The organism is Bowmanella dokdonensis (assembly GCF_017254865.1).
GTDB classification, from domain to species: Bacteria; Pseudomonadota; Gammaproteobacteria; order Enterobacterales; family Alteromonadaceae; genus Bowmanella; species Bowmanella dokdonensis.
In genome coordinates this window covers 67,489-92,287 of the sequence record NZ_JAFKCV010000007.1, presented here as the reverse complement: position 1 = coordinate 92,287, position 24,799 = coordinate 67,489, and the positions used below count along the sequence as shown (strand labels likewise).

Genomic DNA, 24,799 nt, shown 5'->3' with positions numbered 1-24,799 from the left:
GTCTGTCCCCTTACCTCAGACCAAGCTCCACATCGCGGACAATTTTGTTGCCGTCGAAGATGGGATGGTCCTCTATCTCAGTGGCCAGCTCGAAGTACTGGCGTTCCTCATCGTTGAGGCCCTGATATCCGCCGATAACCTGGTAAATCCACACTTCCGGATCGAACTCCAGTTGCTGCTGGCCCAGGTATTCCAGGGCTGTAAGCCTTTTTCCCGTGTCGATAATCTCGCAAAAGTAGCTTTCCACCGCCTGATGGATAGCCTGATCGTCCAGCTCCACCTGGCCCTGCTGCTCCACATCGATACTCTGGGCCGCACGCTGTTCGTCCCTGGGTTTGTCGGCGCGATGCAGGGCTTTGATACGCCCCACCAGTTCGAGCAGCTCGGCTTCGTGATCGACCCGGTTCACATCCACTGCTGCCGGTTGCAGCAATGGCCTGGCCTGATTGAACAACAGGGGAACCTGACTGTGATTGGCATAATTGGCCGGCATAAAGTCCGGCTGCTGCTCCATATGCAACACAAAGCCTTTGAGCAACCTGGTCCTGCCACGGAATTCACGGAACCGCCCCAGCAGTTCCAGCAGCCGGGACTGGGCAATGCTCAGTTCCTGGGTGCAACGGGAAAAGCTCTGTTGCAGGGCCACCACCAGCAGATGACGAAGCTCCCGGTTGCTGCCCGCCACGTCGGACAGTTCATCGAAACGAAACAGTTCCAGTTGACTGAGCAGCTCGGACACCTGGTTCTGGGCCAGTTCGTTCTCGCGGATCTTGGCGTCGATGGAAGCTACGTAGCCGAATTCGTTGTTGATACGGCTGAACAACACCCGCACGTTATTGCCAAGGGATTCCGTCAGGGCGTACACATGCTCGGTCAGATCGTTCAGATGGGCCTGACCTTCGGCATAACGATGGTGGTGCAGGGCTTCCTTGTAATGCTGAGCAAGGGTTTTGAGACTGGCCAGGGCCGAGCCGATATTGGCGTCAATCTGGCGGTTTCGCTCGTCATGCAGGCTGCCTTCGAGCAGGGTGCGGATGGCTTTTTTCAGACGCAGTGGCGCGCCGGGCTCCGGACGCCACAGTATGCCCAGCTTCTTGAGGTTTTCCACTACCCCGGGGGTGGCCTCGGCTTCATGCAAAGAACCGCTCAGGTAAACCTGCATAATCAGGTCGGCGTTGCGGGACAAGGCATTAAGCAGCTTAACCCCGGCCTGATGCAAACTCTGGCTCATAGCAGACTGCCCTGGGCAATGGCCGATTCGGCCTGTTCGGACAGGGACAGGGCTTCTGTCTCATCGATAAAGCGCAACACCTCATAAAGATATTCCACTTTGCCGGTGGCAATATAAATCTGCTTGTCGGGATTAGGCCGCAACAGATAGCCAAGCTCCGTCAGACGTTTGAAGACCAGGTTAAGCTGCCCCACCACTTCAGTGCTGTTGGAATTGAATAAGCGGTAGCGGGCAATCTTGGCCAGTTGCTCCTTAAAGGCCGGGGTATCCTCGATGGTTGTCTGCAGTTCATTGGAGCGAATGGTACTGCCCTGGGTCACCGGCACGTCCGATCCGCTGCTTTGTTGTATCAGTAGCAGCCATTCCACCAGCGGCATCAGGCCGGCGGCAATTTCCTGGAACTGAGTGGACAGTACCTTGCGCTCGTTGTCGCCAAGGGTGCGGTAGGCGGCGAAAAACACCTGCCCTTCGGCAGCCGTAGACAGACTGCGATTCAGGGTGGCCAGGTATTGATCCACCGCCTCGAAATGACCGGGCTGCTGCAGATAGCGCCAGGCGTCCTCATCACTGATTTCGCAGATAAAATCGCCTCCCAGCAGGCGCTCAAGAATACGACCCTGTTCACTGATCATGCGCTTTTCTCCTGTTGCTCGGCCCGTTGACGCAGGCGCTCCCCGATAATGCTGACCTTGGGTTGTACTATCTGCAGCTTACGGCTGGCCTTGTCGATAAGATAGCGGTTGTCAAAGAGGGTCAGTACCTCGGACTCCGGATTGGGGAAGGCACCCACCACGCAGATATTATTGTTCTGGCAGGCATCGAAAATCTTTTTCACATTGCTCTGGTGCAGGGTGCCCAGCTCATCGATGGGCCAGTGGATGACCGCCTCCGCCTTGCCGCGCAACAATCGGGTAAAGGCCAGCAAAAACTTGCACAGAATGAGATAGGCCATACCATGACTGGATGATTCGTTAAGCTGCCGGTCGGTACGAATGACCAAATCGCTCTTGCCCTCGCGCAGTTTGAGCTCGATGTCCAGCAACTTACCTATTCCCCCTGACAGGGCCGCCCGACCGAGGATATCCATGACCCGGCGCATGCTGGTGGCGTAGTCGTCACTGGGCAGCTCGCTGGCACCGTCTTCCAGCCATTCCTGGTACAACTGGTTGAACTGGGACAGCTCGGGCCAGAACTCCAGCTCACTGATGCGCGACCGGATGCGTACCGCTGAGTCCGATACCCCATCCAGGAACAGCTCTTCTTCCACTTCCTGGCTGATGCGACGACTCTGGCTGACGATACGCTTGTCGATATCCTCCAGGACCTTGTAGTACTGGCTGAGATCGGCGCCAAAGGTCCGGCCCAGGTCACGCAGGCCCTGGATCTTCTGCGGTATCAGCACATTGAGCAACTGATCCAGATGGCTGACCAGACGACGATGATCCACGGTGCGCACACCCTGGGCATTGATCAGGGCGCACTCCTCCCGGGAGCGTTCCCAGGTATCGGCCAGACCGGTGCCAGCCTGGCTGGCAATCAGGGAATCGAAATGCTCCACGTAGGCCTTGATGTCCGCCAGCAATTTCTCGCGGCTTTGCAGCAATTGCTGACCTTCGCCCAGGCGCTGGACGATACTGTTTTTATCCGCCCCGGGTTCGGTGTGAGGCAGGCTGAGTTTCGCCAGTTGACGGTGAATCGCCTGCACGTCCATGTCCTGTTCCCTGGCCGTTTTGAGCAACTGTTCGGCGCGGGTCTGCTGATCCCTAAGCTGGCCGCGCCGTTCCTTGTACTGCCCTTCCTGTTTAGCCAGTTCCCGCTCAGATTCGGCCAGCACTTTCCTGGCCCTGGCCAGCCCCTGCTGCCAGGTGACCTTATGCTGCAAATATACGGTTGCGTGCCAGTGCTCATAGTCCTTGACCAGACTACGATGATTCTCGGTACGCAGGATATCGGCCTTGAGGGTTTCAATTTGTTTACGCAACGCTGCGATCTCATCCACATCCACGCCGCGCTTGGCCAGTTCGTTCTGCAGCCAGGTCTGGGCCTGCTGCTTGTCGTTGGCAGCCTGCTGACGAGACTGCTTGAGATGCAGTTCCACCTGGCCAATCTGGCTACGCAGCTCATCGGTGACCTGCTGCCAGTGGAATTGTAATTCGGTTTCGGCATCACGCTGCTGGTCGTGGATCTCTTCCAGGGCCTGTTTCTGCTGGGCCTCTAACTGCTGTTGGCGCTTTTCGTTATCCTTCAGCCTGTCCTTGTTCTGCTGCTTACGCTCAGCCAGGGCGGCGCGATATTCCTGCAGCAGCTGTTCCTTGTCCTGTTGCAGGCGCTTGCGATTGGCTTCCAGGGTGCGCTGTTCGCTGTCGGCCTGGGCCAGCTTCAGTTCCTGGTTGCGCACCTGTTCACTGGTCTGGGCCAGCTTCTGTTCGGCCTGGTTTTGCTGGGCCACGGCTTCGGCCTGCTGCTGCTGGGCCATTGCCAGTTGCTGCTGCAATTGCTGCTCGCTCTGGGCATAATCCGGCGTGGCGAGGCTGGCCAGCTCAAGGTGCAGTCCGAACAGGGAATCAGTCTTATCCGCCAGGGCTGGTTTGAGGTCGGTGCGGGACAACAGCTCGGCATTGATTACCTTGCCCAGATCCTCCGGCCAGTGGGGCAATTCGCGACGCACAAATTCAAGCAGACTGCCCTGACCCGGATATAACAGGCTTTCAACCTTGTCTACCTGCTGCTGGGTTCTGGCGTGGTGCTTTCTGCTTTGCTCCAGCTCAGTCACAGCATGGCTGCGGGCTTTTTGTGCCTGGCCCAGTTCCTGTTGCAGACGGCGTTGCTGGTCACGGCCGGCATCTTCCAGGGCGGCCGCCTCGCTGATACTCTCCTCCAGCAGGGCCACCTGGCTTTGCTCGAACTCGTTGAAGCCACTGTTTCTCAGGGCGCTGGAATAATCCGCATGCTGAACCTTTAGCTCCTGAAGACGCTGCTGGTAATCCTGCCTGACCTCTGACTGCTGCTGTTGGTAATCCTGGCGCAGTTCGGCCAGTTTGCGCTGTTCATCGGTGCGGGCATCGGCCAGTTTTTCCTTCAGATCCTGCTGCTTTTCGCCATACAACTCCTGCTCCTGGTTGAGCTTTTCGCTGATGGCGGCAACCTGTCTGTTGAAGCTGGACTCCACGTCCTGGTGCTGATCGGTCAGCAGGCTGTAGCGGGACTGGGCCCCGTCCAACTGGCTTTGCCACTGGGGCAGCTTGTGCAGGTTGCTCTGCAGTATTTCGATGTCCTTGTCCTGCCAGTTTTGATATTCCTCCTCGACCCGCTCCAGATCGGATTCATAGGTGCGCACTTCGGATTTGGCCTCGGACAGCTTCTGGTTCAGGTTATCCCGGGTGAGGGCCCAGTCACTCTCCTGTTTGCGAATGGCCAGGATGTTTTCTTCCAGCCTGCCTTCCTGCTCGAGGATGGTGGCCGCCAGATGGCTGAGATCGACAGAAAACTGTTGTTTGAGCTGTGCCAGGCGGATTTCGTTGCCGCTCAGTTCATGATTGGCCTGCTCAAGACGGGTGAACTGGGGTCGAATGGCATCGAACTCCTTGATCAGGTGACACTCACGGATCCAGTCTTCCACCTTGTTGCGACTCAGGCTGGAACTGGGCGGCTGGACGCCGTCTTCTTCAAGAATGGCCGCAATCATGGCTTTGATGGTTTCCATCTTGCCTTCACGGGAATGCACCGCCTTGGCCAGTTTTTCAATGTGACGCAGGCTCTGCTGAGCGCTGCACAGGGCAAAGAGTCGTGCATAACCAAGTAGTTCCCGGCCGTTGGTGGAGCCGTTGATCACCGTCCTGTCGTTTTGCAGAACAGCCCGAAACTCCTTGGTGTTGAGCTGCTTGCTGACCGTATAGCCGTTACGGGCCAGGGAACGGGCCTGCTCCACTGCCGGCAGGCTGGCGTGGCTGCCGTTTTTGTTCTTAAACAGATAGTCTTCCAGCTCGAAGCCCTTGGCAAGAAAGCGGTAGTTAACGCCGTTACCGCCGGAGGTCAGCACCAGTTGCGCCAGCTCCTCCTCGCCCGTAAGGTATTCATAGATAATAAAGCTGGATTCACGGGGCAGATACCAGCGTTCGAAACTGTCACGTGTGGCCGGTACCACCCGGCTGGGGTACTCGCCGTAAAACACCGGGATCAGACGCTGAAGGGTGGTTTTGCCGGAGGCATTGGTGCCACAGATGTTGGTGTGGCCGTCGAGCTTGAGTTCCACCACCCCGGGCAGGTGGGTATCGATCAGAATAAGGCGGACTAATCCTGGCATGGGATTCCTTTATTATGGTGGCCTGGCCACTGCCAGCCTTCGACTGGCTGGATTGAAAACAAAGCCTGGATTTTACCCACAATAGCGACGGATTGGTACGTTTGAAGAGGGCTCAAAGGGATACAAAAGTATGCCTCACCGGCTGAACCGGTTCGCCGGTGAGGCGACTCCACGCAAATCAGAACCTCAGCGCATAGGACAGGTTAAGAAAATCCATCCCGGGGTTGTTGTCATTAAGGCCTCCGTTGGAATAGTGCATATAGCGCATGGTCACCGATTCTTGGTCTTCGAGCACCAGAACCAGGCCCAGCCTGTCCTCAAACTGATAGTGGGAGCCGATATCCTTACCGGCGAAGCGGGTGTCTTCCACCAGCGAGACGCCGATGCCGAATTCCCATTTCAGCGGACGGCCGTAAAGCGTCGTAAATTGCTGGGAAATCACCGGCGAGAGCGCCAGTGCCAGATTGGTGTCATGGTGATTGTCGGCACCATACTCCCAGAAGTTGGCGCTGAATTCGAAATAGACCTCCACCTCACCCAGCCAGTCGATACTGCCCACCGGCAAGTGATAAGGACGATAAGCCAGCCTCAGGCCGGTCAAATCTCCCTCTCCGAGCAACAGATCCAAGGCGACGGCCTGATCGGCCTGAGTGGAGGAAGGAAGTACGGCCGTCAGTAAAAACAATAAAATTAATATATGCTTCATTGATAATTTCATCACTAAAAACTATTGGTTGCATTCTAGTGATGAAACAGCCCAAGGATAATTGCGAAAAATCGATTCAGTGTTTCTGAAAAGTTGAACTAAGGGCAAAAGGGGAACCCCGTCCCGATTTACCTGACAGGTGAAAACCCAGTCGTCTAGCCAGAGCGCCCTGATCTACAGGATCTTGTCCAGTTCCTGTTCCAGCAGAGAACCCGCTATGGATCGAATGCCTACCCTGCTGCTCCTAATACAGTCAACCGCTTTCCCCCTCCGGCTTGGCATCCTTGTCTGGTCAGGGCCTCAAATGCTTTTGTCCTTGCCAGCGCCCATGTCCTTCCCGGGCTGTCAGACATTGACGGGGCGCAGCCTAAGGAGCAAGGGACGCTATCCTCTGTGTCAGGTGAGCGAAAAAGAAGACAACCTCATGTCAGGATTGCATAATTTAGCGTTCTTTTTGGTTTAAACCTGGTTGCTTTCGGCTATTCTCAAATAGAATGTGACGGTAAGCCCATTGAGTACTGAAGATTATGCATGCAACTGACTATGCGATGGCAGTAACAGATTCCTTTGCTCTGCCGGATGCCTGTACCAGGATCAAGGAGTTGCTGGAGGACGGTAACTCCAGCGCCGAAGACATTGCCAATGTGGTGTCCCTGGATCCCTCTCTGAGCGTCAAATTGCTCAAACTGGCCAACAGCGCCCTGTACAGCTTCCCGTCCGAAGTCAGCACCATCAGCCGGGCGGTCAATGTGATTGGCGCCAAGGCGTTGTATAACCTGGTGATGACAGAAACGGCCCGCACCGCCTATAAGCACTTCGAAAACAATGCCATCGATCTGGAACGCTTTTGGCAGCAAAGCGTGTTTGCCGGTCTGGTCGCCAAACAACTGGCCGAGGAATTGGGCCTCAGGGATCAGGAACGGTTCTTCCTGCTCGGCCTGCTGCACAACTTCGGCGAATTGGCGGTAGCCAGTCGCTCGCCGGCACTGGCAGCACAATGTGAGGCCTTTGGAGAAACCCAGTTACCCTGGGATCAGCAAAAGCGCGTCCTGGGCTTTACCTACGCCGAGTGCAGCGGCGAGATTCTGATGCTGTGGAACTTGCCATCCAGCCTTTTCACTCCCATCAGCAACCAGCACAATCTGCCCCTGGCCCTCACGCAGACGGACGTTGCCATTGTTTATTTGTCCGTGCGTATTGCGCAGTTGATTGTTTACAAGGACAGATTTCGCTACGCGCAGATGATTCATGAGCCGCTCCTCAACAGCCTGAAAATCACCGAAGCTGAAGTGGAGGAAGCCATCCGCTATGCCAGGGTGGAAGCCTACAATATTCTGGTGATCATGAATCCGGAACTCTTTCTGATTCCCTGAGATCAACCCCCAGGCATCCGGGACCACCCTTGCAACCTCATTTGGGTCTCCTAAGCTTGAGCCTATGAACCGAGCAATCGGGGCGACACCGCCCCTTACCCACCACCTCAAAACACGAACTTGCCTGTATCTGCAGTTGGGTAAAGCCAGGCTGTCGGCCATGGTGACCTTTTCTGCCCTCACGGGTTTCGTACTGGCCGGGGGCAGTCTGTTTTCCCTGCGGGGCCTGTGCCTGTTGCTTGGCAGCCAGCTACTTGCCATGGGGGCCAACGGCCTTAACCAATGGTGGGAAGCAGACCGTGACGCCAGGATGCTCAGAACCCGTGCAAGGCCCCTGACTACCGGTCAGTTGGCGCGGCAAACTGCCCTGACCGCCTGCCTCCTTTGGTCCGCCACCGGACTGGGATTGCTGGGTTCTTTGCATCTTATGGCGGCGGCCCTGGGCCTGTTTACCTGGTACAGCTATTTGTTTGTCTACACCCCGATGAAAACCCGCACCAGCCTGGCGGTGCTGGCCGGCGCGCTGACCGGCGCCCTGCCCCCTATGATGGGCTGGGTGGCCCTGAATGGTCAGCTAGGCCTGCCCGCCTGGGTGTTGGGTTGCCTGCTGTACCTCTGGCAGATCCCTCATTTCCTGTCCCTGGCCTGTCTGTACGAACAGGACTACCGGCGCGGTGGTTTCAAACTGTTGCCGGATCGCCCGGACCGGAGCCTGGCCACACGCAGCATTATCCTGGTGTTCAGTATCGCCTTGCTGGTGATCAGCCTGCTGGCACCTGTACTGGGACTGGGGGGAAAACTGTACCTGACCACAGCACTGGCATGTGGCTCGCTGATGGTCTGGCGGGCCTGCCAGTTGTTCAATTGCTTCAGTCGTAACAGAGCCAGGCAATTGTTTCTGGTCAGCCTCCTTTATCTGAGCCTGGTACTGCTGGCCCTGTGGGCAGATGTCCTGTGGCAGGGGTAAGGATCCACTCTGGTCCTGTGCGCGTAGAAACAGTCAATGTCCTGAATTAAGCGGTATTTTTCAAACAACGCTATACTTCCAGTGATTGTTTACAATCAATTAACAATCCGTCTCGCGGCGGGTAAGGAGCGAATCATGATACGCCATTACTATATCAGCGATGACCTGGGTGACTTGAAAGCGATCGAGGATGAAATGGAAAGCAGAGGGCTGAGCAAGCCCCAAATCCATGTATTGAGTGAAAAGGACGCGGAAGTGGAAAAACACCATCTGCATGCCATCGAGGATGTGCTGAAAAAGGATGTGGTCCATTCCACCGAGGTCGGTGCGGTATTCGGCGTGATTGGGGCCGTGCTGGTACTGGTGCTGGCCTATTATCTGGGCTGGACCGAGACAGCCGCAGGTTGGGTGCCCTTTGTCTTTCTGGCCGTGGTGATTCTGGGGTTTTGTACCTGGGAAGGGGGTCTGATTGGCATCCAGGTTCCCAACTATCAGTTCAAGCGCTTTCAGAAGTTGTTGAAGCAAGGCAAACATGTGCTCTTTGTGGACCTCGACCAGGAGCAGGAAGCCGTAGTGAGTGAAATAGTTGAGCACCACCCCAGACTCAAACTGGCCGGTACCGGAGAGGCCACGCCCAAGTGGGTGGTCAAAGGGCAGGAAAAATTCAATGACTTTATGAAAACCATGCCTTAACGGAGTGAGGCGTGAGGAGAATTCACGCCTCCGTCCTCTGGACGTTCAAATCAGCCGAAAAAATCCAGCCGGGTCAGGAAGGTCCACCAGGATTCCGAGGCCATCAGCATAATCAGTACCAGTAAACAAAGGGGCGGCACCAGAATGGCGGTAATCAGGGCCATTCGCTCCCACATCATATGCATGAAGACTGCCACGATCAGGCCCGCCTTGAGGAACATAAAAATCAGGATCAGGGACCAGCGCAGGGCCCCTTCAAGGTGGAAATAGTCCACCAGATAGGACAAGGTGCTGAGCACGAAAAGTAATGCCCAGATTTTAAGATACAGGCCAATGGGATGCTGCTGACCTTGAGATTGTGCCTGTTGCATATTGCCTCCCGGGCGGAACTATCCCCCATATAGCTGTTCTGCTGACAACCTAAAACCAGCCATAAACATGCCTACCACAGATAAAAGAACGCGAAAATAAAGACCCACACCAGATCGACGAAGTGCCAGTAGAGCCCGGCAATCTCGACTATCTGGTAGTTGCCGGCTTTTTCATAATGGCCGGCCAGGATCTTCAGCGCCACGATGCTCAGATAGATGACCCCTATGGACACGTGCAGACCGTGAAAGCCGGTAATCATAAAAAAGGCTGCGCCAAACTGAGCCGCCCCCCAGGGATTGCCCCAGGGCCTGACGCCGTCCTCGATTAATTTGCTCCACTCGAAGGCCTGCATGCCGACAAAAGTAGCCCCCAGCAAGGCAGTGACCAGCATAAGACAGGCCGCCCTGATTTTGTCCTGCCGATATCCGTAATTGACAGCCATGGCCATGGTGCCGCTGGAAGTAATAAGGATAAAGGTCATGATGGCGATCAGCACCAGGGGAATGGACTGGCCGCTTATAGTCAGGGCAAACACTTCAGTGGGCAGGGGCCAGGGCTCGGTTACCGAGATGCGAACCACCATATAGCCCACCAGAAAACAACTGAAGACAAAGGTATCGCTGAGCAAAAAAATCCACATCATGGCCTTGCCCCAGGGAACTCGGAACGCGCGCTGGTCCGAAGCCCAGTCTTCAATGAGGCCTTTGAGACCCTCGGCCTTACTGTCAGTCTGGCTCATGGCTCACCCCAATCCACAAAAAGCCGCGATGGCATCATAAGTTTCAGGCTTGCTGACAAGAAAACCGAACAGGACCAGCCACAAGAGCAGCAGGAAGTGCCAGTAGAGGGTACACAGGCGCACAAAATCAGTTCGATGCAGCCTGCCTGCCAGTCCCAGCATGGACAGCAGCCAGACCAGCAGGCCGGCCAAGACATGCACCGCATGCAACCCGGTCAGCAAATAGAAGAAGCTCAGGGCCGGGCTGTCATTGACCAGAAACCCCTGAGACTGTAATTCCTGCCAGAACATCCACTGCCCGCCCACAAAGGCGGCGGCAAACAAGCCTCCCAGCAACATACCCACCCGCGCAGTGCGCCAGTTGCTCCGCCCTGCGCTGCGGCTCGCCCACTGAAACATCAGGCTGGCCACGCCCAGGTAGATAGTGTTCAGCCAGAGTGCCGATTTGTTATACAGGGGCTGCCCCGGCTCCTCGGCCAGAGGTTGCCAGTCCGGATACTGTGAACGCATCAAGAAAGCGACGAAGAACAGCAGAAACAATACCGAAATCACGCCTAGCAGTATTTTCAGTCCGGTCCGCCCTACATTGCCACCGGACGTGGAGGCAGAGACGGCCTGTGCCTGCCAGGGCTTTTCCCGAAGAACTTGTAACAGGCTCATACCCTGACTCCTGCCGGCTCACCGGCACTATGGGTACCGGGCATGTTCTGCGGCAGAAAATCCTGCTCATACCCCGGTACGCTGTAGTCGTAAGCCCAGCGATAGCAAACAGGCAGCTCCCTGCCCCAGTTGCCATGCCCCGGCGGGGTTGTCTCGGTCTGCCATTCCAATGTCGTGGCCTGCCAGGGGTTACTGCCCGCTTCGCGGCCCCGGAACAGACTCCAGACCAGATTGAAGATGAACAAGAGTTGTATCAGGGCCACCAGGATGGCGGCGACCGTGATGAAAACGTTCAGCGCCTGTGCCGATTCCGGAATAAAATCATAGTTTTCAAAGGCATAATAGCGTCTCGGCACACCAAGAACCCCCAGGTAGTGCATGGGGAAATAGATGGCGTAAGTGCCCAGGAAGGTGCCCCAGAAATGCCATTGGCCCAGTCTTTCATTTAGCATCCGGCCGGTGATTTTCGGATACCAGTGGTAGATACCCCCAAAAATCACCAATATGGGCGAGACCCCCATAACCATATGAAAGTGCGCCACCACAAAGTAGGTGTCGGACAGGGGCAGGTCCACCACCACGTTACCCAGAAACAACCCTGTCAGTCCCCCTACAGTGAAGGTAGCCACGAAAGCCAGGGCAAACAACATGGGCAGGGTCAGGTGGATGTTGCCGCGCCAGAGAGTCAGCACCCAGTTATAGACTTTGATGGCGGTGGGGACGGCGATGATCAGCGTGGTCGTGGCGAAGAAATAGCCGAAATAGGGATTCATGCCACTGACATACATATGATGAGCCCAGACCACAAAGCTGAGCACGCCGATAATCACTATGGCCCATACCATCATTCGGTAACCGAAAATATTCTTGCGTGCATGGGTACTGATGAGATCCGAAACAATGCCAAAAGCCGGCAACGCCACGATATACACTTCAGGGTGGCCAAAAAACCAGAACAAGTGCTGGAACAGGATCGGACTGCCGCCCTCATGGTCCAGCGGCTGGCCCATAGAGAGGATGGCCGGCATAAAGAAACTGGTTCCGGCCAGCTTGTCGAACAGCATCATGATGGCGCTGACAAACAGAGCCGGAAAAGCCAGCAGCGCGAGGATAGTAGCCATGAAGATACCCCAAACCGTCAGGGGCATACGCATCATGGTCATGCCCCGGGCCCTGGCCTGCAGGACGGTGGTAACATAGTTGAGTCCGCCCATGGTCGCCGCCACGATAAAGATGGCCAGGGAAATAAGCATTAGCACTATGCCCCAGTCCGCTCCCGGTGTGCCCTGCAGGATGGCCTGGGGCGGATAAAGGGTCCAGCCCGCCCCGGTAGGTCCACCGGGGACAAAAAAGCTGGCCAGCAGCACAATGACCGCCAGCAGATAAACCCAGTAACTGAGCATGTTGACGTACGGAAACACCATATCCCTGGCGCCGACCATCAGCGGAATCAGATAATTGCCAAAGCCCCCCAGGAACAATGCAGTTAGCAGGTAGATGACCATGATCATGCCGTGCATGGTCACATACTGGTAATAGGAACTGGCATCGATAAAATCGAAGGTGCCGGGGAACCCCAGTTGCAGCCTCATCAGGGCCGAGAGCCCCAGTGCAATCAAGCCGACAAAAATGGCGGTGATGGAATACTGGATGGCAATAACCTTGTGATCCTGACTCCAGATATAACGGGTAAAAAAACTGCCAGGTTGATGCTGGTCATGCTCATTCATGGCGCTCTCCCTCCGGCTTGGGCAAGGATTGGATATAGTCGATAATGGCCCCGGCTTCTGCCTCGCTGACCGGCATTGGGGGCATGACGGGCTGGAATCCTGCAACAACTCTGGCGTTGGGCTGGAAGATGGACTCTTTGAGGTATTCCCGGTCGGCCTGCACCGTTTCACCGCTGGCCAGTTGCACTTCCTTACCGTAGAGGCCCTGCCAGGTCGGTCCCACTCCCGGGGTACCATCGATGCTGTGACAGGCCAGACATCCCTTGCCTTGGGCCAGGTCCTGACCCGTCTTACCTCCGCCCTGCTGCGCGGGTTTATCAGTACCTCTCTCCCGGATATAGGCAATAATGGATTGCACTTCCAGTTCACTGAGTTCCAGTTTGGGCATGATTGGCGCATACCCCTGAACCACCCGGGCCGAAGGCTGCAGGATGGACTGGCTAAGATAGCTGTCATCCACTTTAACCTGCTCACCATCCGCCATGGTGCGCGTGGCGCCGTAAAGGTTCTGCCAGCCTGGCCCCACCTGGCTGTCGGTAAAGCCGTGGCAGGCCAGGCAACCTTTGGACTGTGCCAGTTGCTGCCCTTCCTTGGCCTGCACACTTAGGGGCAGGGATTTTTCCTTGTCCAGGCTCTGACTGAAAGTGGTTTGATTAGCCAGCCAACTGTCGAATTCCTGTTGCTCCACTACTTTGAGGTAGCCACGCATATTAAAATGGCCCACCCCGCAGAACTCGGCACAGAGGATCTCGAAATCGCCGGTACGGGTCGGAGTCAGCCACATCTGCGAGACATGACCCGGCACCATATCCATCTTCACGCGAAAGTGCGGGATATAGAAATCATGCAGCACATCCTTTGAGCGCATCAGCATTTTGACCGGTCTGTCCACCGGCAGCAGGATCTGGTTGCTGCTGATCAATCTGTCGTCCTGGCCTGCTTCATCCAGCGGATTGATCCCAAAAGGGTTGTCCACAGCAATATGGCGGATATCGGATTTGCCAAACCGGCCATCTTCACCGGGGAACCGGAATCCCCAGGACCATTGCTGACCGACAATCTCCAGTTCATAGGCCTCTTCCGGCACATTGACAAAGTCCGCATAAACAATCAGTCCGGGCGCCAGCATGGCAATGATGCCCAGGCTGGTGCCCAGGGTCAGCCACCACTCCAGCTTCTTGTTTTCCGGTTGGTAGTCCGCCTTGCGATCCGGTTGGTGACGGAACTTAATCACCGCATAGGCGATAAAAAAGTTGATGGCGATAAACACCACCCCGGTAATGATCAGGGTGATAGCCAGGGTGATATCGATGCTTCCCCAGTTGGAAGCCAACGGCGTCATGGTCCAGGGGGAAAGAAAGTGAAACAACACCGAGCCAACGACCAGGATAATCAGCACCAGTGCGAATCCCATAGTCCCAACCCTTTTTGCTGCTTACCAGAGATGGCAGAAACCGCCAAACTGGTTATTTATTAACCGTTTGTGACAAGTGTAGGCAGGGAATTCAAATTGTGCGAATAGGTCCGGGCTTCCATGCCAGATAAGCGGCTCCAGGCTGCCAGTGTTTAAAAATCAGATCCTGAACTGGCTCACAATGCTGCGCATCCGCTCGGCGCGGGCGGTCAGGGTTTCGATTTCCTGCAACTGGCTTTCGGCACTGGTATGGATGTTGGCCGCAAGGGTGGCAATGTGCTGCGCCGATTCATTGATATGTTCCACCACAGAGGCCTGCTCTTCAGTCGCAGAAGCCACCTGATGGTTGCCATCGCTGATACTGTCGAAGCGCTCTCGGATGGCGCTCAGGGAACCACTGGCCTGCTGGGCCTGGTCCGCCAGTTCCAGGCTGTTCCGGGTGCCTTCTTTGATGGCCGTCAGACACTGAGTGGCAGAATGCTGCAGGGTTTCGATCTGCCCGCGGATCTCCTGGGTGGAATCCTGTGTGCGGCTGGCCAATGTCCTGACTTCGTCCGCCACCACCGCAAAACCCCGCCCCTGCTCACCGGCACGGGCCGCTTCAATGGCAGCGTTGAGGGCCAGCAGATTGGTCTGTTCCGAAATACTGTTGATGACATCCACCACAGAATTAATCGACTCAGCCTTAGCGGCCAGCTCGCTGATGGCGGCTTCGGTTTGTTTCATGGACTCGGCCAGGATCTCCATGGTGCTGGCCACATGCATCATCACCTCGTTGGTCTGGTGGGTGTCCTTGACCGCCGAGCTGGTATCCGATGCCGTCTTGTGCGCCACTGACGACACCTCGCCGATAGTCTGCCCCATCTGGGTCATGGCGGTAGCTACCTGCTCGGTCTGCCCCCGTTGATCTTCAGAGTAACGCAAAGCCTCAGACGAGGTACTTTGCAGTCTCTCGACGCCGGCATTAATGGCCGCTTCGGCCTGCTGGATTTCACCCACCAGATCGGCAAATCGGGCCAGTATGGCGTTGAATGCCCTGGCCAGGTGACCCAACTCATTATCGGCACTTTCGTCCAGCCTGCCGGTCAGGTCGCCGCCATTGGCAGACATGCCCAGCAACTTGTCCCCAACCTGGGTAATGGCGCCACTGACACGCTTGGCGATATACAGGGAAAGCAGAATAAAGATTGCCGCCACGATCACACTGGTCAGCACGGAAAGTTGCACCACAGCGTTGACCTTGTCGGTAATTTCATCTTTGGGCATTACCGTTACCAGCTTCCAGCCCACTTCAGGCAGGTCTGTTACCGCCAGATACACGCTCTGGTCCGCCAGTTGGGGTTCGAACAGGCTGAACTCCCCCGCGCTGGCGGTAATATTGCCGGCCACAGCACTGTATTGGGGGATCTCGCGAATATTCTTGTCCAGCAAGGATTTGTCCGGGTGCGCCGCAATCTGACCATCGGCATTAAGCAGAAACATGTAGCCTTGCTCTCCGACCCGATACTCCTGTACCAGCCTGATAATATCCGACACATCGAAACCCAGGCCAGTGACTCCCAGTACCCTGCCATCCGGTGACTTGGCCAGCACATTAACGAAGACGGTCAGGGTACCGCTGGTCTCATCCACATCCAGGGCCAGCTCCAGTGGCCTGTTGGAACGAATGAAGTCAAAGAACCAGCGGTCGCGCTCAACCTCAGGGGATACCTGCTTGAACAGCCCCTCCTGATTGTAATAACGGTTGCTCAGACTGGAGACCCAGAACACCGACTCGGCCCCATTTTCCCGGATAAAACCGTTAAAGTACGCGATAACCTCATTCAGTCTCCCAGGGTCTTCACCATTAAGCAGCCATTGCTGAACAAAGTAGTTCTGCGCGATACTGCGCGACAGGGAGATCGGCGATTGCAGTTCCGCCTTGATTTGGGATGTCGCCCTGGCCGCTACATTGGGCAAATGTTCTTTTTCTGTGACCCCGTAAAACATAGAAGAAAACTGGCTGATGCTGATCAGTGAGCTGATCAGGGTTGTCAGGAACAGGGCCAATACCATGGCCCCGGCCAGCAGGGTCTTCAGCTTGAAATTGTTCAGTTTTATCATGTTGTTAGTCAGGTGTGCCAAGGCTGGGACTAAGCTTAGTCGAGTTTTTAATGAAGGCGCTGATTTTTAAACCTTTTTGTCAAGCCAGCACCGTTCCCCAGCGGAACTTTCCTGGGACTTAGCAGGGAACATTTAAATGGATACCCTTTTTACCAATACCAATCTCAGCCACGACAGGTTACCCACCATCAGCACCTTGCAGTTTATGCCGCTGGGACGCCGTTATGCGCCGCTCAACCTGCTGTGCAATCTAAGCTTTTTCCTTGTTTTGATGCTGCTGGCCTGCGCCATCCGCTGGCAGCCCTGGTTCGCTGTACCGCAATGGCTGGATGCGCCTTTTCCTTATCTGCTGGGTACTCTGCTTCTGTTGGGTATTTGCCTGCCCACCTATTGGTACCTGGCAGACAAACGCAAGGGCTACGCCCTGCGCGAGCAGGATCTGAGTTTCAAGAGCGGTCTTTTGTTTGAACGTATCGTCACCCAGCCCATATTGCGGGTCCAGCATGTGGAGCTCAAGCGGGGACCGGTAGAGCGACGGGCCGGGCTGGGGACCCTTGAGGTATACAGTGCGGGGGGGACCCTGCATACCTTTGCCATCCCGGGCCTGCCAGAACAGACCGCCAAACAGCTTCGCCAGTTCATTCTCAGCCACGGGGATGTGGGTCGGGATGGATAAGGATCCCGCCGATACCCCCTGGATACTGCTCGCCTCCGAACCAGGCAAATGGCAGAAGCTCTCACCTATTGCCATCCTGTACTTCGCAGAGCGCCTGATCCGTCAACTGGCCAGTCAGTTTATTTACTTGTTGCCGGCGCTGCTGGTGGGTTACGCGCAAATCCGCGACAATCCGGGCCTGTGGCTGCCGGTCCTATCCGCGCTGTTAACGCTGGTGGGTCTTTTTGCCTGGTTATCCTTTCACTATTATCGTTACCGTTTGTATAAGGGACATCTGCAGATTCGCTCAGGGGTCCTGCACAAAAAGCATCTGGATTTACCCTTCGAGCGAATTCAGAACATCAAGCTGGAGCAGCCTCTTTACTACCGCTACAGCCGACATGTCTGCATGTTGCTGGACAGCGCCGGTTCCCATAAGCAGGAAGCCAGAATATACGCTCTGGCACAGGATTTTGCGGAAAGACTGAAAAGAGAAATCCTCCGCCAGGGTGGGACCACTGAGGGGCAGCAAGCGGACAAAGAGGCTGACCCCGCCGTTACGGAACAGGAAAAACTGCTGATAAGCCGCTCCGTTCCAGATCTGGTGGTGCATGGTATCACCAGTAACCGGATTTGGATTTTTCTCGGCGGACTGGCGCCTTTCTTCGACAACCTTTTTGCACTGGCCGACGAGCAACTAAGCCGCCTGGGTCTGGACCTGGACGGCCTGCTGAATCCCGCCGGACAGGCCTGGTGGCAGTTCGGACTCTATGTGGTAAGCCTGGTTTTTATCCTGATGGCCTTGCTGACACTGCTGTCGATTGCCGGATCCCTCATCGCATTTTACGGCTACCGGCTGACCAGGAGCGATGACAGATATATCCGCCGCAGCGGTCTGCTGACCCGCCATGAAGTGTCCATGAAATTGTCGAGACTACAGGTCATCGTGCGTAAACAGGACTGGCTTGACCGCCTGATAGGACGCATCAACCTCAAATTTGAACAGCTCAATGCCAATATTGAGCATACCGGGGCGGTGGCCGTCAGCGGCAAGCTGATGGTGCCATCCATTGACGAGGTCCAGTGCCAGGCGCTGATCGACGACATCTACCCCTCTAATCAGATGGCACAGATACGCTACCAGGGTATCAGCCGACGCTTTATCCTGCGTAACGGCCTGCTTGCCCTGCTGCCCTTCGCAGGACTGACAGGAATCCTGCTGTTTAAGGGAGAAAGCCAGGCCATGGCTGTTTGCGCATCGGCATATCTGCTGACATTGGCGCTGATATGGCAACGCTGGCGGCGCTGGGGATGGGCCGTGGATGAAGAATTCGTCTATCTGCGCAAAGGCCTGCTGGGTGTCGACTATTATTGTTTTCCCTTCCCAAAAGTACAACAGACCAAGTTCCGGCAGAGTATTTGGATGAAACCGGCCCGGCTTTGCTCTGTCACCCTGGTGCTGGCCAGCGGCGGGCAAACCATTCCTTTTCTCCCTGAAATCGACGGTCGCCGCCTGATAGATATCAGCCTGTATCAGTTGGAGCGCCTGAAGGCATCCTGGATGTAAAACCCCTGACAGCAGAGCTGACGCAGCGGTTTATTTGCAATTTTTCCGTTCCTGTCCCTTACTTAGTTGCAACTTCAGGGACAAGAATATGGCAACCGACGAAAGCTCGGGCTCCCATGCCGTGCCCGTAAAGTGGAAGAAATGGCTCTACTCCACGATCTTTATCCTGATCGCAGCGGGCTATTTTTACTACCAGTATGCCGAGTCCCAGGACCGGCTGCTTAACCGCAACTATTACCGCATCCTCTCTGAAGCCGCGAACAAATTTAACGAGAACCTGTTCAAGCTGGACAGTCTGTTCGCCTATGACGCCAGTATTCCCTCCATCACCTCCCAGTTTCCCAGTTACAGTAAAGACTGGAACAACAGCGGCGGTGAGCATATCCCACTGAGTTACTCACTGGACTGGCATGAACTGACCATCCATCAGGACGGCAGAAATGACAGCATTGAAGTCCGTGACATACTGCCCTTACCCCAATATGGATTCAGCCAGTACCTGTTTGCCAACCAGGATGGCATAGTGCTGGCCAGCAGCGGCGTCGAAAGCACGATTTCTGTGGTGGATCTGACCAGTATTGCCAAAGCCATGCAAACACAAACTCAAGGGTGGCAGTTCTTCCGTCAACAACAAACCGACAAAGAGACCAAGGTGCAGCTGCCCAGCCTGAGCCGCCATCTGGACATGCCACTGTCCTACGGTGAATACCGTATTTTTATCTATCCTTTTCGGGCCGAGTTGCAAATCAAACCCGGCGAAAAGATGCAAACCGCCAAGAATATTGAGGACGATACAGCACTGGACCAGCTCTATCTGGTCGGGCTGCTACCCATGCACGAACTGGACAAACTGGAGGGGGGATTGTGGACGCCCTCCTGGTTGATCATTCTGTTCAGCGTGTTGTTCTTTTCCCTCACTTTACTCTGGCTATTCCTGCTCCCCGACAACCGGGCCATCAGCCGCGGTAAACGCGTCGGCTGCCAGCTTATTGCCTATGTATTTTATCTGGTGACCATGTCTTATCTGATTGCGGCCATGCAGGACAGCTTGCTCGGCTCACTGAAAAAAGCCGATGCCAGACTGACTGCAAGGGAGCTGGTCCGGGACATAGAGCGGGATCTCTATGAGGCCTTCACGGCCCTGGCGTCCCACCGTCCTTTCTTCAGGCATCTGGTGTCGGACTATGGACCGCAGGAAAAACGGATAAGGGAGGCAATGAAAACCCCCTTGGGCGAGAATACCGGCCAGGGACATAGGCGTGGCTGGAATGAATGCAGGGTCAACCTTCACCAGGCCGACATCGAAAAGCAGGTGCGGCCCTGGCTGGCAAATTACTATCCACAAGCCACCCTTCCAGCCGGAGCCGGTGCGATGCTGTCCGCGTACCAACAATGGATGGCCCCACAATCGCCACCTCTTTCCCCGCTCGGCACTGTGTCTCCGGACCATCAGGCTAACTTGCTACATAATGAATCCCGTTTCTATCTGCATGTCTATCCCTATACTGCAAGAAGCACAAAGCTGGCCGACATCTACGCCAACAGCATCCAGGTGGTAGATGCACCGGGGGGCAGGATCTGTGTGACAGACAGTTATGTAACAGCCCCCCATCACCTTGAATACCTGAAAAATGTCTTCGTCATCGACAACAGCGGCCGGATGGAATTGCCCAGTCTGTATTTTATTGAGGACAACGGTCAGCCCAACAACTTCAACCTGTCGCACCGGGAATACTTTAAACAGGTTCGGGATTTCAAGGGTCTGACACTGTCACTGGCCAGGACAGCAGAAGATGGCAGCCGCTACGCCGAGCGCCGCTTCGACAATGTGTTTATCCAACGCTTGCTTAACATCGGCGTGGGAACCCGGGGCACCACCTTGTCCATGCCCCTGGAAGAAACACCCCGTTTATTACAGTTCAATCCTGTCGACGGGGATCCGGCACCGCGGAGCGTCAGGGACAGTTATGTGCTTGCCGCCGATGTATTGCTGCCCCGTATCAGCCTGCGCCGCCCCGGACTGCAGGATTTTGTCACTATGGTGGTGGACCGCAATGACGGGGGAGTATTGTTTCATACTGATACCGCCAGGGCCATGGTCGAGAACCTGTTCCAGGCCGGTGATGGAACCACTGACATCACAACCTGGCTCCGGGCAGGGCTGGACAAGTCAATGCCGCGATTGGAGGCCAGCTTTGACGGTACCTATCATGGTCAGGAAGGTCGCTTCCTCGGCTTGAGCACGCCGGTACCCGACTGGGCAGTGGTGGTCTTTTACCCCTATGAAAGCCTCCAGGCCCTTAAGTTCACGCATTTCCTGTTGTTGCTGGGCCTGTTGCTGATGGCTCATCTGCTGCTCGCATTGCTTCGCTGGCTGTATGCCGGCAAGCCACAAGGCCTCTGGGGCTCCCCTCTAGCGGACAAGGACCATCACCAGTTCCGGGCAGACTTGCTGCTGGGGTCAATGCTGCTGGTGGCCGTCACCTGGATCTGGAGCTGGCTCAGACTCTATCAGTCTTTCCTGCACCCGGACTACCTGCTGATCATGCTGCTGATCCTATTAATCCCTCTTATCGGGGTAGGTCTGGCTCTGTGGCACAGGCGATCAAGCATCAGTCTGCCCTTGGTAACCCCAAGGACAGGTTCCGTCTTCTGGCCGGCGGCGATAAGTGTTTTGCTGTTAAGTCTGGCGCTTTGGTGGTTGGAATCCCGGCCACTGGGCGTGCTGCTTGAACATTATCGCAATACCTACTGTAACTCGGTCAATCAGGAACGGGCCGAGATGCAGAGTGTGGCACTAAACAATTTCCCCAACAGCATTACCGGTTTGCGACGGGATCCTTTCAGCTTGTTGCCGGATCAGACCCACTGGATTAGCCAACCTGCCGCAATTAACGCTTACTCCTGTGAGCAGTACCCGACGGAGGTCGACTCTGCCGACTATCCACGACTTAACTCTTTGCTTGGTCTAGATTTTTTGTGGAAGTGGATCCAGCAACCGCCGGGCGAAGCCTTGCAGCAGCCTTTGCAAAAGCTGCAGCAGGCCCAAAGGCAGCCTTATTGGCAGCACTGGGGATATTTCTGGCTGTTGCCGGCTTTGCTGCTCATCTGGTATCTGTTTTACCACAAGATCCTGTTGTTGAGGCTTTACTACCATCCTTCAACCATCAGGCTCCTGAAGGCGTTACAAGGCGTTGTCCGGGACACCGGCAGCACCCCGCCACAGAAAAATGCGAAGATTGCTCCCAGCGGGCCCGCCCCTCAGGCACCGCAACACAAACTATTGCTGAAGCTGGCTCCCCATCAAACAGGGGGAACTGATCTGACGGTGCTCAACGCCTTGAGTCAGCAAACTCAGGAAGACGCGACTGACGGCCTGCAGGCATTATTTAATAACTTGCGCAACAAACTACCCAGCTTGCACCGGGCAGATCCGGGCCAGGTAACGCTGCCCAATGTGAAAATCAATATCAGCGAATCGGCAGAAGTCGCCCTCTGGGACATCGAAACCAGTCTCTGTCACGAGACGCACCGCCATCAGTTACTGTCGCTTATAATTGAATTGAAAGCCCTGGTACAGTTACAAACTGTTGCCCGGCTGACACTGTTTATGGAAGCGAACAGCCTGCACATGATCCGGACCAAGGCACGTCTGTCCAGTCAGCCAGGTAAAGGGGAATGCGCACCCGATGCCTTTCTGTCCTGGTCAGAGTGCCTGATAGATTTTCACCTGGTGACCAGTGGCGATTTCAGTGCCGGCCTGGACAGGAGGCTGATTGAATCAGAGTGCAGGGACCTACCACAGTTGGCCCAACTGCTGCCACCGCTGACGGAGGCCCAGCCACAAACTGAGGCGATCTGGCTTAGGGACGACGAGCGGACTAACCTGACCCTGACCTGGATATTACTGCACGCAGATGCACTGTATCGCTTCAAGTGGGAGACCTGCTCGAACAGGGAAAAGCTGGCCCTTTACCACCTCGCCATGGACCAGAACCTGAACCCATTGAATCAGGAACTGATGGAGAAACTGGTGTTCAGTGGCATGGCCATGCCGGACCAACAAAGGTTGCGCATTACCAATCAGAGTCTGGTCCGATTCATTCTTACGGCAGAAACCGAGGAAACCCTGGCTCTTCTTGAAAGCCAGGGGGCAGCCGGCATTTGGCAGGACTACAAGCTACCCATAGGCGCCATCGTGTTACTGCTGGTGGTCGGTCTGGCCGCCACCTCCGGTCAGTCCCTGTTAATGATTGCCGGTGCCGTCACCGGTCTTTTGACCACCCTGGGTAATCTGTTTGGCAGTGCCTCGACCTTCAAAAATCATTTGAAATAGCCCGGTAACCTATTCCCGCTGATAGGCGGTTTTACCTCCAACCAGGGTATGTAACACCCGGGTATCGGCGATTTTCTCAACCGGGATACGGGTCAAATCCTCACTCAGAATCACCAGATCGGCTAGCTTACCAGGCACCAGCGATCCCTTGATATTCTCCTCAAACGACGCATAGGCGGCATTGAGGGTGTAAGCGGTCAAGGCCTGCTCTACGGTGATCTTCTGCCCGGGCACCCAGCCGTCCGGATTAGCCCCGTCCAGGGTCCGGCGGGTAACGGCAGCGTAAATACCCATCAGGGGGGAAGCGGGTGCCACAAACCAGTCGCTGCCAAAAGCCACCCGGGCATCGCTATTCATTAAGTCCGCAAACGCATAGGTGGTGTTGGCCCGCTCCTGCCCGATGACCCTGTCGGCCCAGCGACCGTCATCAATGGCATGATAAGGCTGCATACTGGCAATGATCTCCAGCTCAGCAAAACGCGGAATATCATCCGGGGCAATATGCTGGGCATGCTCAACGCGAAAGCGCCTGTCCGCCGGGCCCTGATGCCGGTCAATCTCCTGATAGATATTCAGCAGGTTATGAATGGCCCGATCGCCGATGGCATGAATCATCAGGTGCAAGCCGGCTTTATCCGCCGCCAAAGCCCACTCACGCATCCGCTCGGGCGGGTTGATGAAGAAGCCCCTGTCGTCGGGCTGGTCGGTGTAGGGTTCGAAAAAAGCCGCCGTATGGGAGCCAAGTGAGCCGTCCATAAAGCCTTTTAACCCGCCTATGCGCAACCATTCATCACCTCTGCCCTGCGCGGCCACCTCGGCCGCCAGACGCTGCCAGTCGGCAAGTGGCATTACCGAATAGATACGGGTATTGAGTTGGTTCTTCTCCCGGGCTCGCCGGTAGGTGTCCAGACTCTGCCAGTCGCCCATATCGTGAACGCTGGTGACGCCCTCCGAGGCCACATAATCACTGGCGGCCTGCAGGGCCCGGTCCCGCATATCACCGGTCGGCTCCGGCACTACCCCGTACACCAGTTGCATGGCGTTATCTTTAAGCACGCCGGTGGGATTGCCCGTGTCATCCCGGACAATCTCGCCGCCCTCCACTTCAGGGGTCGCACGGTCGATGGCAGCCAGTTCCAGGGCCCTGGAGTTGGCCAGGACCATATGACCATCCAGCCGATTGATGAGCACAGGATTATCCGCGGTGACCTCATCTATCCATTCTCGGCTGGGTAACTGTCCGCCCCAGTTTTCATGATCCCAGTCACCGTTTAGAATCCACTCGCCTGGCTCAAGGGTCCGGGCGTAGTCGGCGATTCGCCGGATGAACTCTTCCGGGCTTTTAGCGTCACGGAGTTGCACCGAGGACAAACCGAAGCCGCCGGTCAGGAAGTGCACATGGCTGTCAATAAAGCCGGGGATCACCATGCCCTGTGGCACACTGATCATCCGGGTTTGCCCGCCCTGATAGACCAGTATTTCCTCGTTGGTGCCAACCGCAAGAATCTGTTCACCGCGGACGGCCAGGGCCTCAGCCCAGGGCTGTTGGGGATTAGCTGTCCAGATTCTGGCCTGGTGGATAATCAGATCTGCCTGCTCTGCCGGTTTCTGTCCGCAAGCCGTCAGTAGCAAGCCCAGGACAAGCACAGACAAACCCCGGCAGCCCCAGCCCCTCAAATCGATGTCCATTATTTTTACCCTTTAATTTTCAGACAGTTGTAAAACTAGAGCCTTTACCGGGAATTTGCCAACCGGTTGTCTCCCAGACGTAAAAAACTACATGGGGATCGGGTAAATCTGCCTGACCAAGGCCAGTCGGAGGTGCCAACCATTGCCGACAAAGGAAAAAAACCTTATTTGTCAGAGGATTAGAAGTTGGTATCTCATCAGTCCAAACTGGTCTGCATACTGCATCGGTTCTTTTGCAGTCTCAGACTGTCTGCAGACCGC

The 24,799-nt window shown here is 55.8% G+C and carries 17 protein-coding genes; 6 read left to right on the top strand and 11 right to left on the bottom strand.

Going from position 1 to position 24,799, the window contains the following annotated elements:
- Positions 1-10 precede the first annotated feature (10 nt).
- From J0A66_RS13330 to J0A66_RS13315, 4 genes are all read right to left on the bottom strand, one after another.
- Positions 11-1,231: a phosphoenolpyruvate carboxylase gene (locus tag J0A66_RS13330; protein ID WP_206574326.1), complete on the bottom strand. Its 1,221-nt coding sequence runs from the start codon at positions 1,229-1,231 to the stop codon at positions 11-13.
- Positions 1,228-1,863, bottom strand: coding sequence for a condensin complex protein MksE (locus J0A66_RS13325; RefSeq protein ID WP_206574325.1), 636 nt, complete (start codon positions 1,861-1,863; stop codon positions 1,228-1,230). The genes J0A66_RS13330 and J0A66_RS13325 overlap by 4 nt, the downstream gene beginning before the upstream one ends.
- Positions 1,860-5,534 carry an ATP-binding protein gene (locus J0A66_RS13320; protein WP_206574324.1) on the bottom strand — a complete coding sequence of 1,225 codons (3,675 nt, stop codon included), beginning with the start codon at positions 5,532-5,534 and terminating at the stop codon, positions 1,860-1,862. The genes J0A66_RS13325 and J0A66_RS13320 overlap by 4 nt, the downstream gene beginning before the upstream one ends.
- Positions 5,535-5,712: 178 nt before the next feature.
- Entirely contained in the window at positions 5,713-6,240 is a 528-nt protein-coding gene (locus J0A66_RS13315) for an acyloxyacyl hydrolase (RefSeq protein ID WP_206574323.1), read from the bottom strand.
- Positions 6,241-6,788: 548 nt separating this feature from the next.
- Between J0A66_RS13315 and J0A66_RS13310 the strand changes: the two genes are divergently transcribed.
- From J0A66_RS13310 to J0A66_RS13300, 3 genes are all read left to right on the top strand, one after another.
- Positions 6,789-7,613: an HDOD domain-containing protein gene (locus tag J0A66_RS13310; RefSeq protein WP_206574322.1), complete on the top strand. Its 825-nt coding sequence runs from the start codon at positions 6,789-6,791 to the stop codon at positions 7,611-7,613.
- A 64-nt stretch (positions 7,614-7,677) separates the two neighbouring features.
- Positions 7,678-8,580, top strand: a complete 903-nt coding sequence (gene cyoE, locus J0A66_RS13305; protein WP_206574321.1) for a heme o synthase — start codon at positions 7,678-7,680, stop codon at positions 8,578-8,580.
- A gap of 135 nt (positions 8,581-8,715) precedes the next feature.
- Entirely contained in the window at positions 8,716-9,273 is a 558-nt protein-coding gene (locus tag J0A66_RS13300; protein WP_206574320.1) for an NAD/FAD-utilizing enzyme, read from the top strand.
- Between the two features lie 50 nt (positions 9,274-9,323).
- Here the strand turns inward: J0A66_RS13300 and J0A66_RS13295 are convergent, their stop codons facing one another.
- From J0A66_RS13295 to J0A66_RS13270, 6 genes are all read right to left on the bottom strand, one after another.
- On the bottom strand, positions 9,324-9,644 hold the full coding sequence (locus J0A66_RS13295) for a cytochrome C oxidase subunit IV family protein (protein ID WP_206574319.1): 321 nt from the start codon (positions 9,642-9,644) through the stop codon (positions 9,324-9,326).
- Between the two features lie 71 nt (positions 9,645-9,715).
- The gene (locus J0A66_RS13290; protein WP_206574318.1) at positions 9,716-10,384 is read right to left on the bottom strand and encodes a heme-copper oxidase subunit III family protein; all 669 of its coding nucleotides are present in this window, start codon (positions 10,382-10,384) and stop codon (positions 9,716-9,718) included.
- Between the two features lie 3 nt (positions 10,385-10,387).
- Positions 10,388-11,044, bottom strand: coding sequence for a cytochrome c oxidase subunit 3 (locus J0A66_RS13285; protein ID WP_206574317.1), 657 nt, complete (start codon positions 11,042-11,044; stop codon positions 10,388-10,390).
- Positions 11,041-12,774 (bottom strand): cytochrome c oxidase subunit I, encoded by a 1,734-nt coding sequence (gene ctaD, locus J0A66_RS13280; RefSeq protein WP_206574316.1) that lies wholly within the window; start codon positions 12,772-12,774, stop codon positions 11,041-11,043. Before ctaD ends, J0A66_RS13285 begins: the two co-directional genes overlap by 4 nt.
- On the bottom strand, positions 12,767-14,188 hold the full coding sequence (locus J0A66_RS13275) for a cytochrome c oxidase subunit II (RefSeq protein WP_206574315.1): 1,422 nt from the start codon (positions 14,186-14,188) through the stop codon (positions 12,767-12,769). Before J0A66_RS13275 ends, ctaD begins: the two co-directional genes overlap by 8 nt.
- A gap of 159 nt (positions 14,189-14,347) precedes the next feature.
- Positions 14,348-16,291, bottom strand: a complete 1,944-nt coding sequence (locus tag J0A66_RS13270) for a methyl-accepting chemotaxis protein (RefSeq protein ID WP_206574314.1) — start codon at positions 16,289-16,291, stop codon at positions 14,348-14,350.
- 136 nt (positions 16,292-16,427) lie between these two features.
- Between J0A66_RS13270 and J0A66_RS13265 the strand changes: the two genes are divergently transcribed.
- The 3 genes from J0A66_RS13265 (at position 16,428) to J0A66_RS13255 (ending at position 22,849) form a co-directional block, all read left to right on the top strand.
- Positions 16,428-16,967 (top strand): PH domain-containing protein, encoded by a 540-nt coding sequence (locus J0A66_RS13265; RefSeq protein ID WP_206574313.1) that lies wholly within the window; start codon positions 16,428-16,430, stop codon positions 16,965-16,967.
- A complete protein-coding gene (locus J0A66_RS13260; RefSeq protein WP_206574312.1) occupies positions 16,960-18,513 on the top strand; it encodes a PH domain-containing protein in 1,554 nt (517 codons plus the stop codon). Before J0A66_RS13265 ends, J0A66_RS13260 begins: the two co-directional genes overlap by 8 nt.
- Before the next feature lie 88 nt (positions 18,514-18,601).
- On the top strand, positions 18,602-22,849 hold the full coding sequence (locus J0A66_RS13255) for a hypothetical protein (protein WP_206574311.1): 4,248 nt from the start codon (positions 18,602-18,604) through the stop codon (positions 22,847-22,849).
- 9 nt (positions 22,850-22,858) lie between these two features.
- Here J0A66_RS13255 and J0A66_RS13250 read toward each other — a convergent pair whose 3' ends face one another.
- Positions 22,859-24,538, bottom strand: a complete 1,680-nt coding sequence (locus J0A66_RS13250) for an amidohydrolase (RefSeq protein WP_206574310.1) — start codon at positions 24,536-24,538, stop codon at positions 22,859-22,861.
- Positions 24,539-24,799: the final 261 nt, after the last annotated feature.

Excerpts from the sequence above, each read along its gene's own strand:
- J0A66_RS13325 (WP_206574325.1), bottom strand. The coding sequence starts at position 1,863 with ATGATCAGTGAACAGGGTCGTATTCTTGAGCGCCTGCTGGGAGGCGAT.
- J0A66_RS13285 (WP_206574317.1), bottom strand. The coding sequence starts at position 11,044 with ATGAGCCTGTTACAAGTTCTTCGGGAAAAGCCCTGGCAGGCACAGGCC.
- J0A66_RS13295 (WP_206574319.1), bottom strand. The coding sequence starts at position 9,644 with ATGCAACAGGCACAATCTCAAGGTCAGCAGCATCCCATTGGCCTGTAT.
- J0A66_RS13275 (WP_206574315.1), bottom strand. The coding sequence starts at position 14,188 with ATGGGATTCGCACTGGTGCTGATTATCCTGGTCGTTGGCTCGGTGTTG.
- J0A66_RS13250 (WP_206574310.1), bottom strand. The coding sequence starts at position 24,538 with ATGGACATCGATTTGAGGGGCTGGGGCTGCCGGGGTTTGTCTGTGCTT.
- J0A66_RS13300 (WP_206574320.1), top strand. The coding sequence starts at position 8,716 with ATGATACGCCATTACTATATCAGCGATGACCTGGGTGACTTGAAAGCG.
- J0A66_RS13315 (WP_206574323.1), bottom strand. The coding sequence starts at position 6,240 with ATGAAGCATATATTAATTTTATTGTTTTTACTGACGGCCGTACTTCCT.
- J0A66_RS13270 (WP_206574314.1), bottom strand. The coding sequence starts at position 16,291 with ATGATAAAACTGAACAATTTCAAGCTGAAGACCCTGCTGGCCGGGGCC.
- ctaD (WP_206574316.1), bottom strand. The coding sequence starts at position 12,774 with ATGAATGAGCATGACCAGCATCAACCTGGCAGTTTTTTTACCCGTTAT.
- J0A66_RS13260 (WP_206574312.1), top strand. The coding sequence starts at position 16,960 with ATGGATAAGGATCCCGCCGATACCCCCTGGATACTGCTCGCCTCCGAA.
- J0A66_RS13320 (WP_206574324.1), bottom strand. The coding sequence starts at position 5,534 with ATGCCAGGATTAGTCCGCCTTATTCTGATCGATACCCACCTGCCCGGG.
- cyoE (WP_206574321.1), top strand. The coding sequence starts at position 7,678 with ATGAACCGAGCAATCGGGGCGACACCGCCCCTTACCCACCACCTCAAA.
- J0A66_RS13265 (WP_206574313.1), top strand. The coding sequence starts at position 16,428 with ATGGATACCCTTTTTACCAATACCAATCTCAGCCACGACAGGTTACCC.
- J0A66_RS13255 (WP_206574311.1), top strand. The coding sequence starts at position 18,602 with ATGGCAACCGACGAAAGCTCGGGCTCCCATGCCGTGCCCGTAAAGTGG.
- J0A66_RS13310 (WP_206574322.1), top strand. The coding sequence starts at position 6,789 with ATGGCAGTAACAGATTCCTTTGCTCTGCCGGATGCCTGTACCAGGATC.
- J0A66_RS13290 (WP_206574318.1), bottom strand. The coding sequence starts at position 10,384 with ATGAGCCAGACTGACAGTAAGGCCGAGGGTCTCAAAGGCCTCATTGAA.
- J0A66_RS13330 (WP_206574326.1), bottom strand. The coding sequence starts at position 1,231 with ATGAGCCAGAGTTTGCATCAGGCCGGGGTTAAGCTGCTTAATGCCTTG.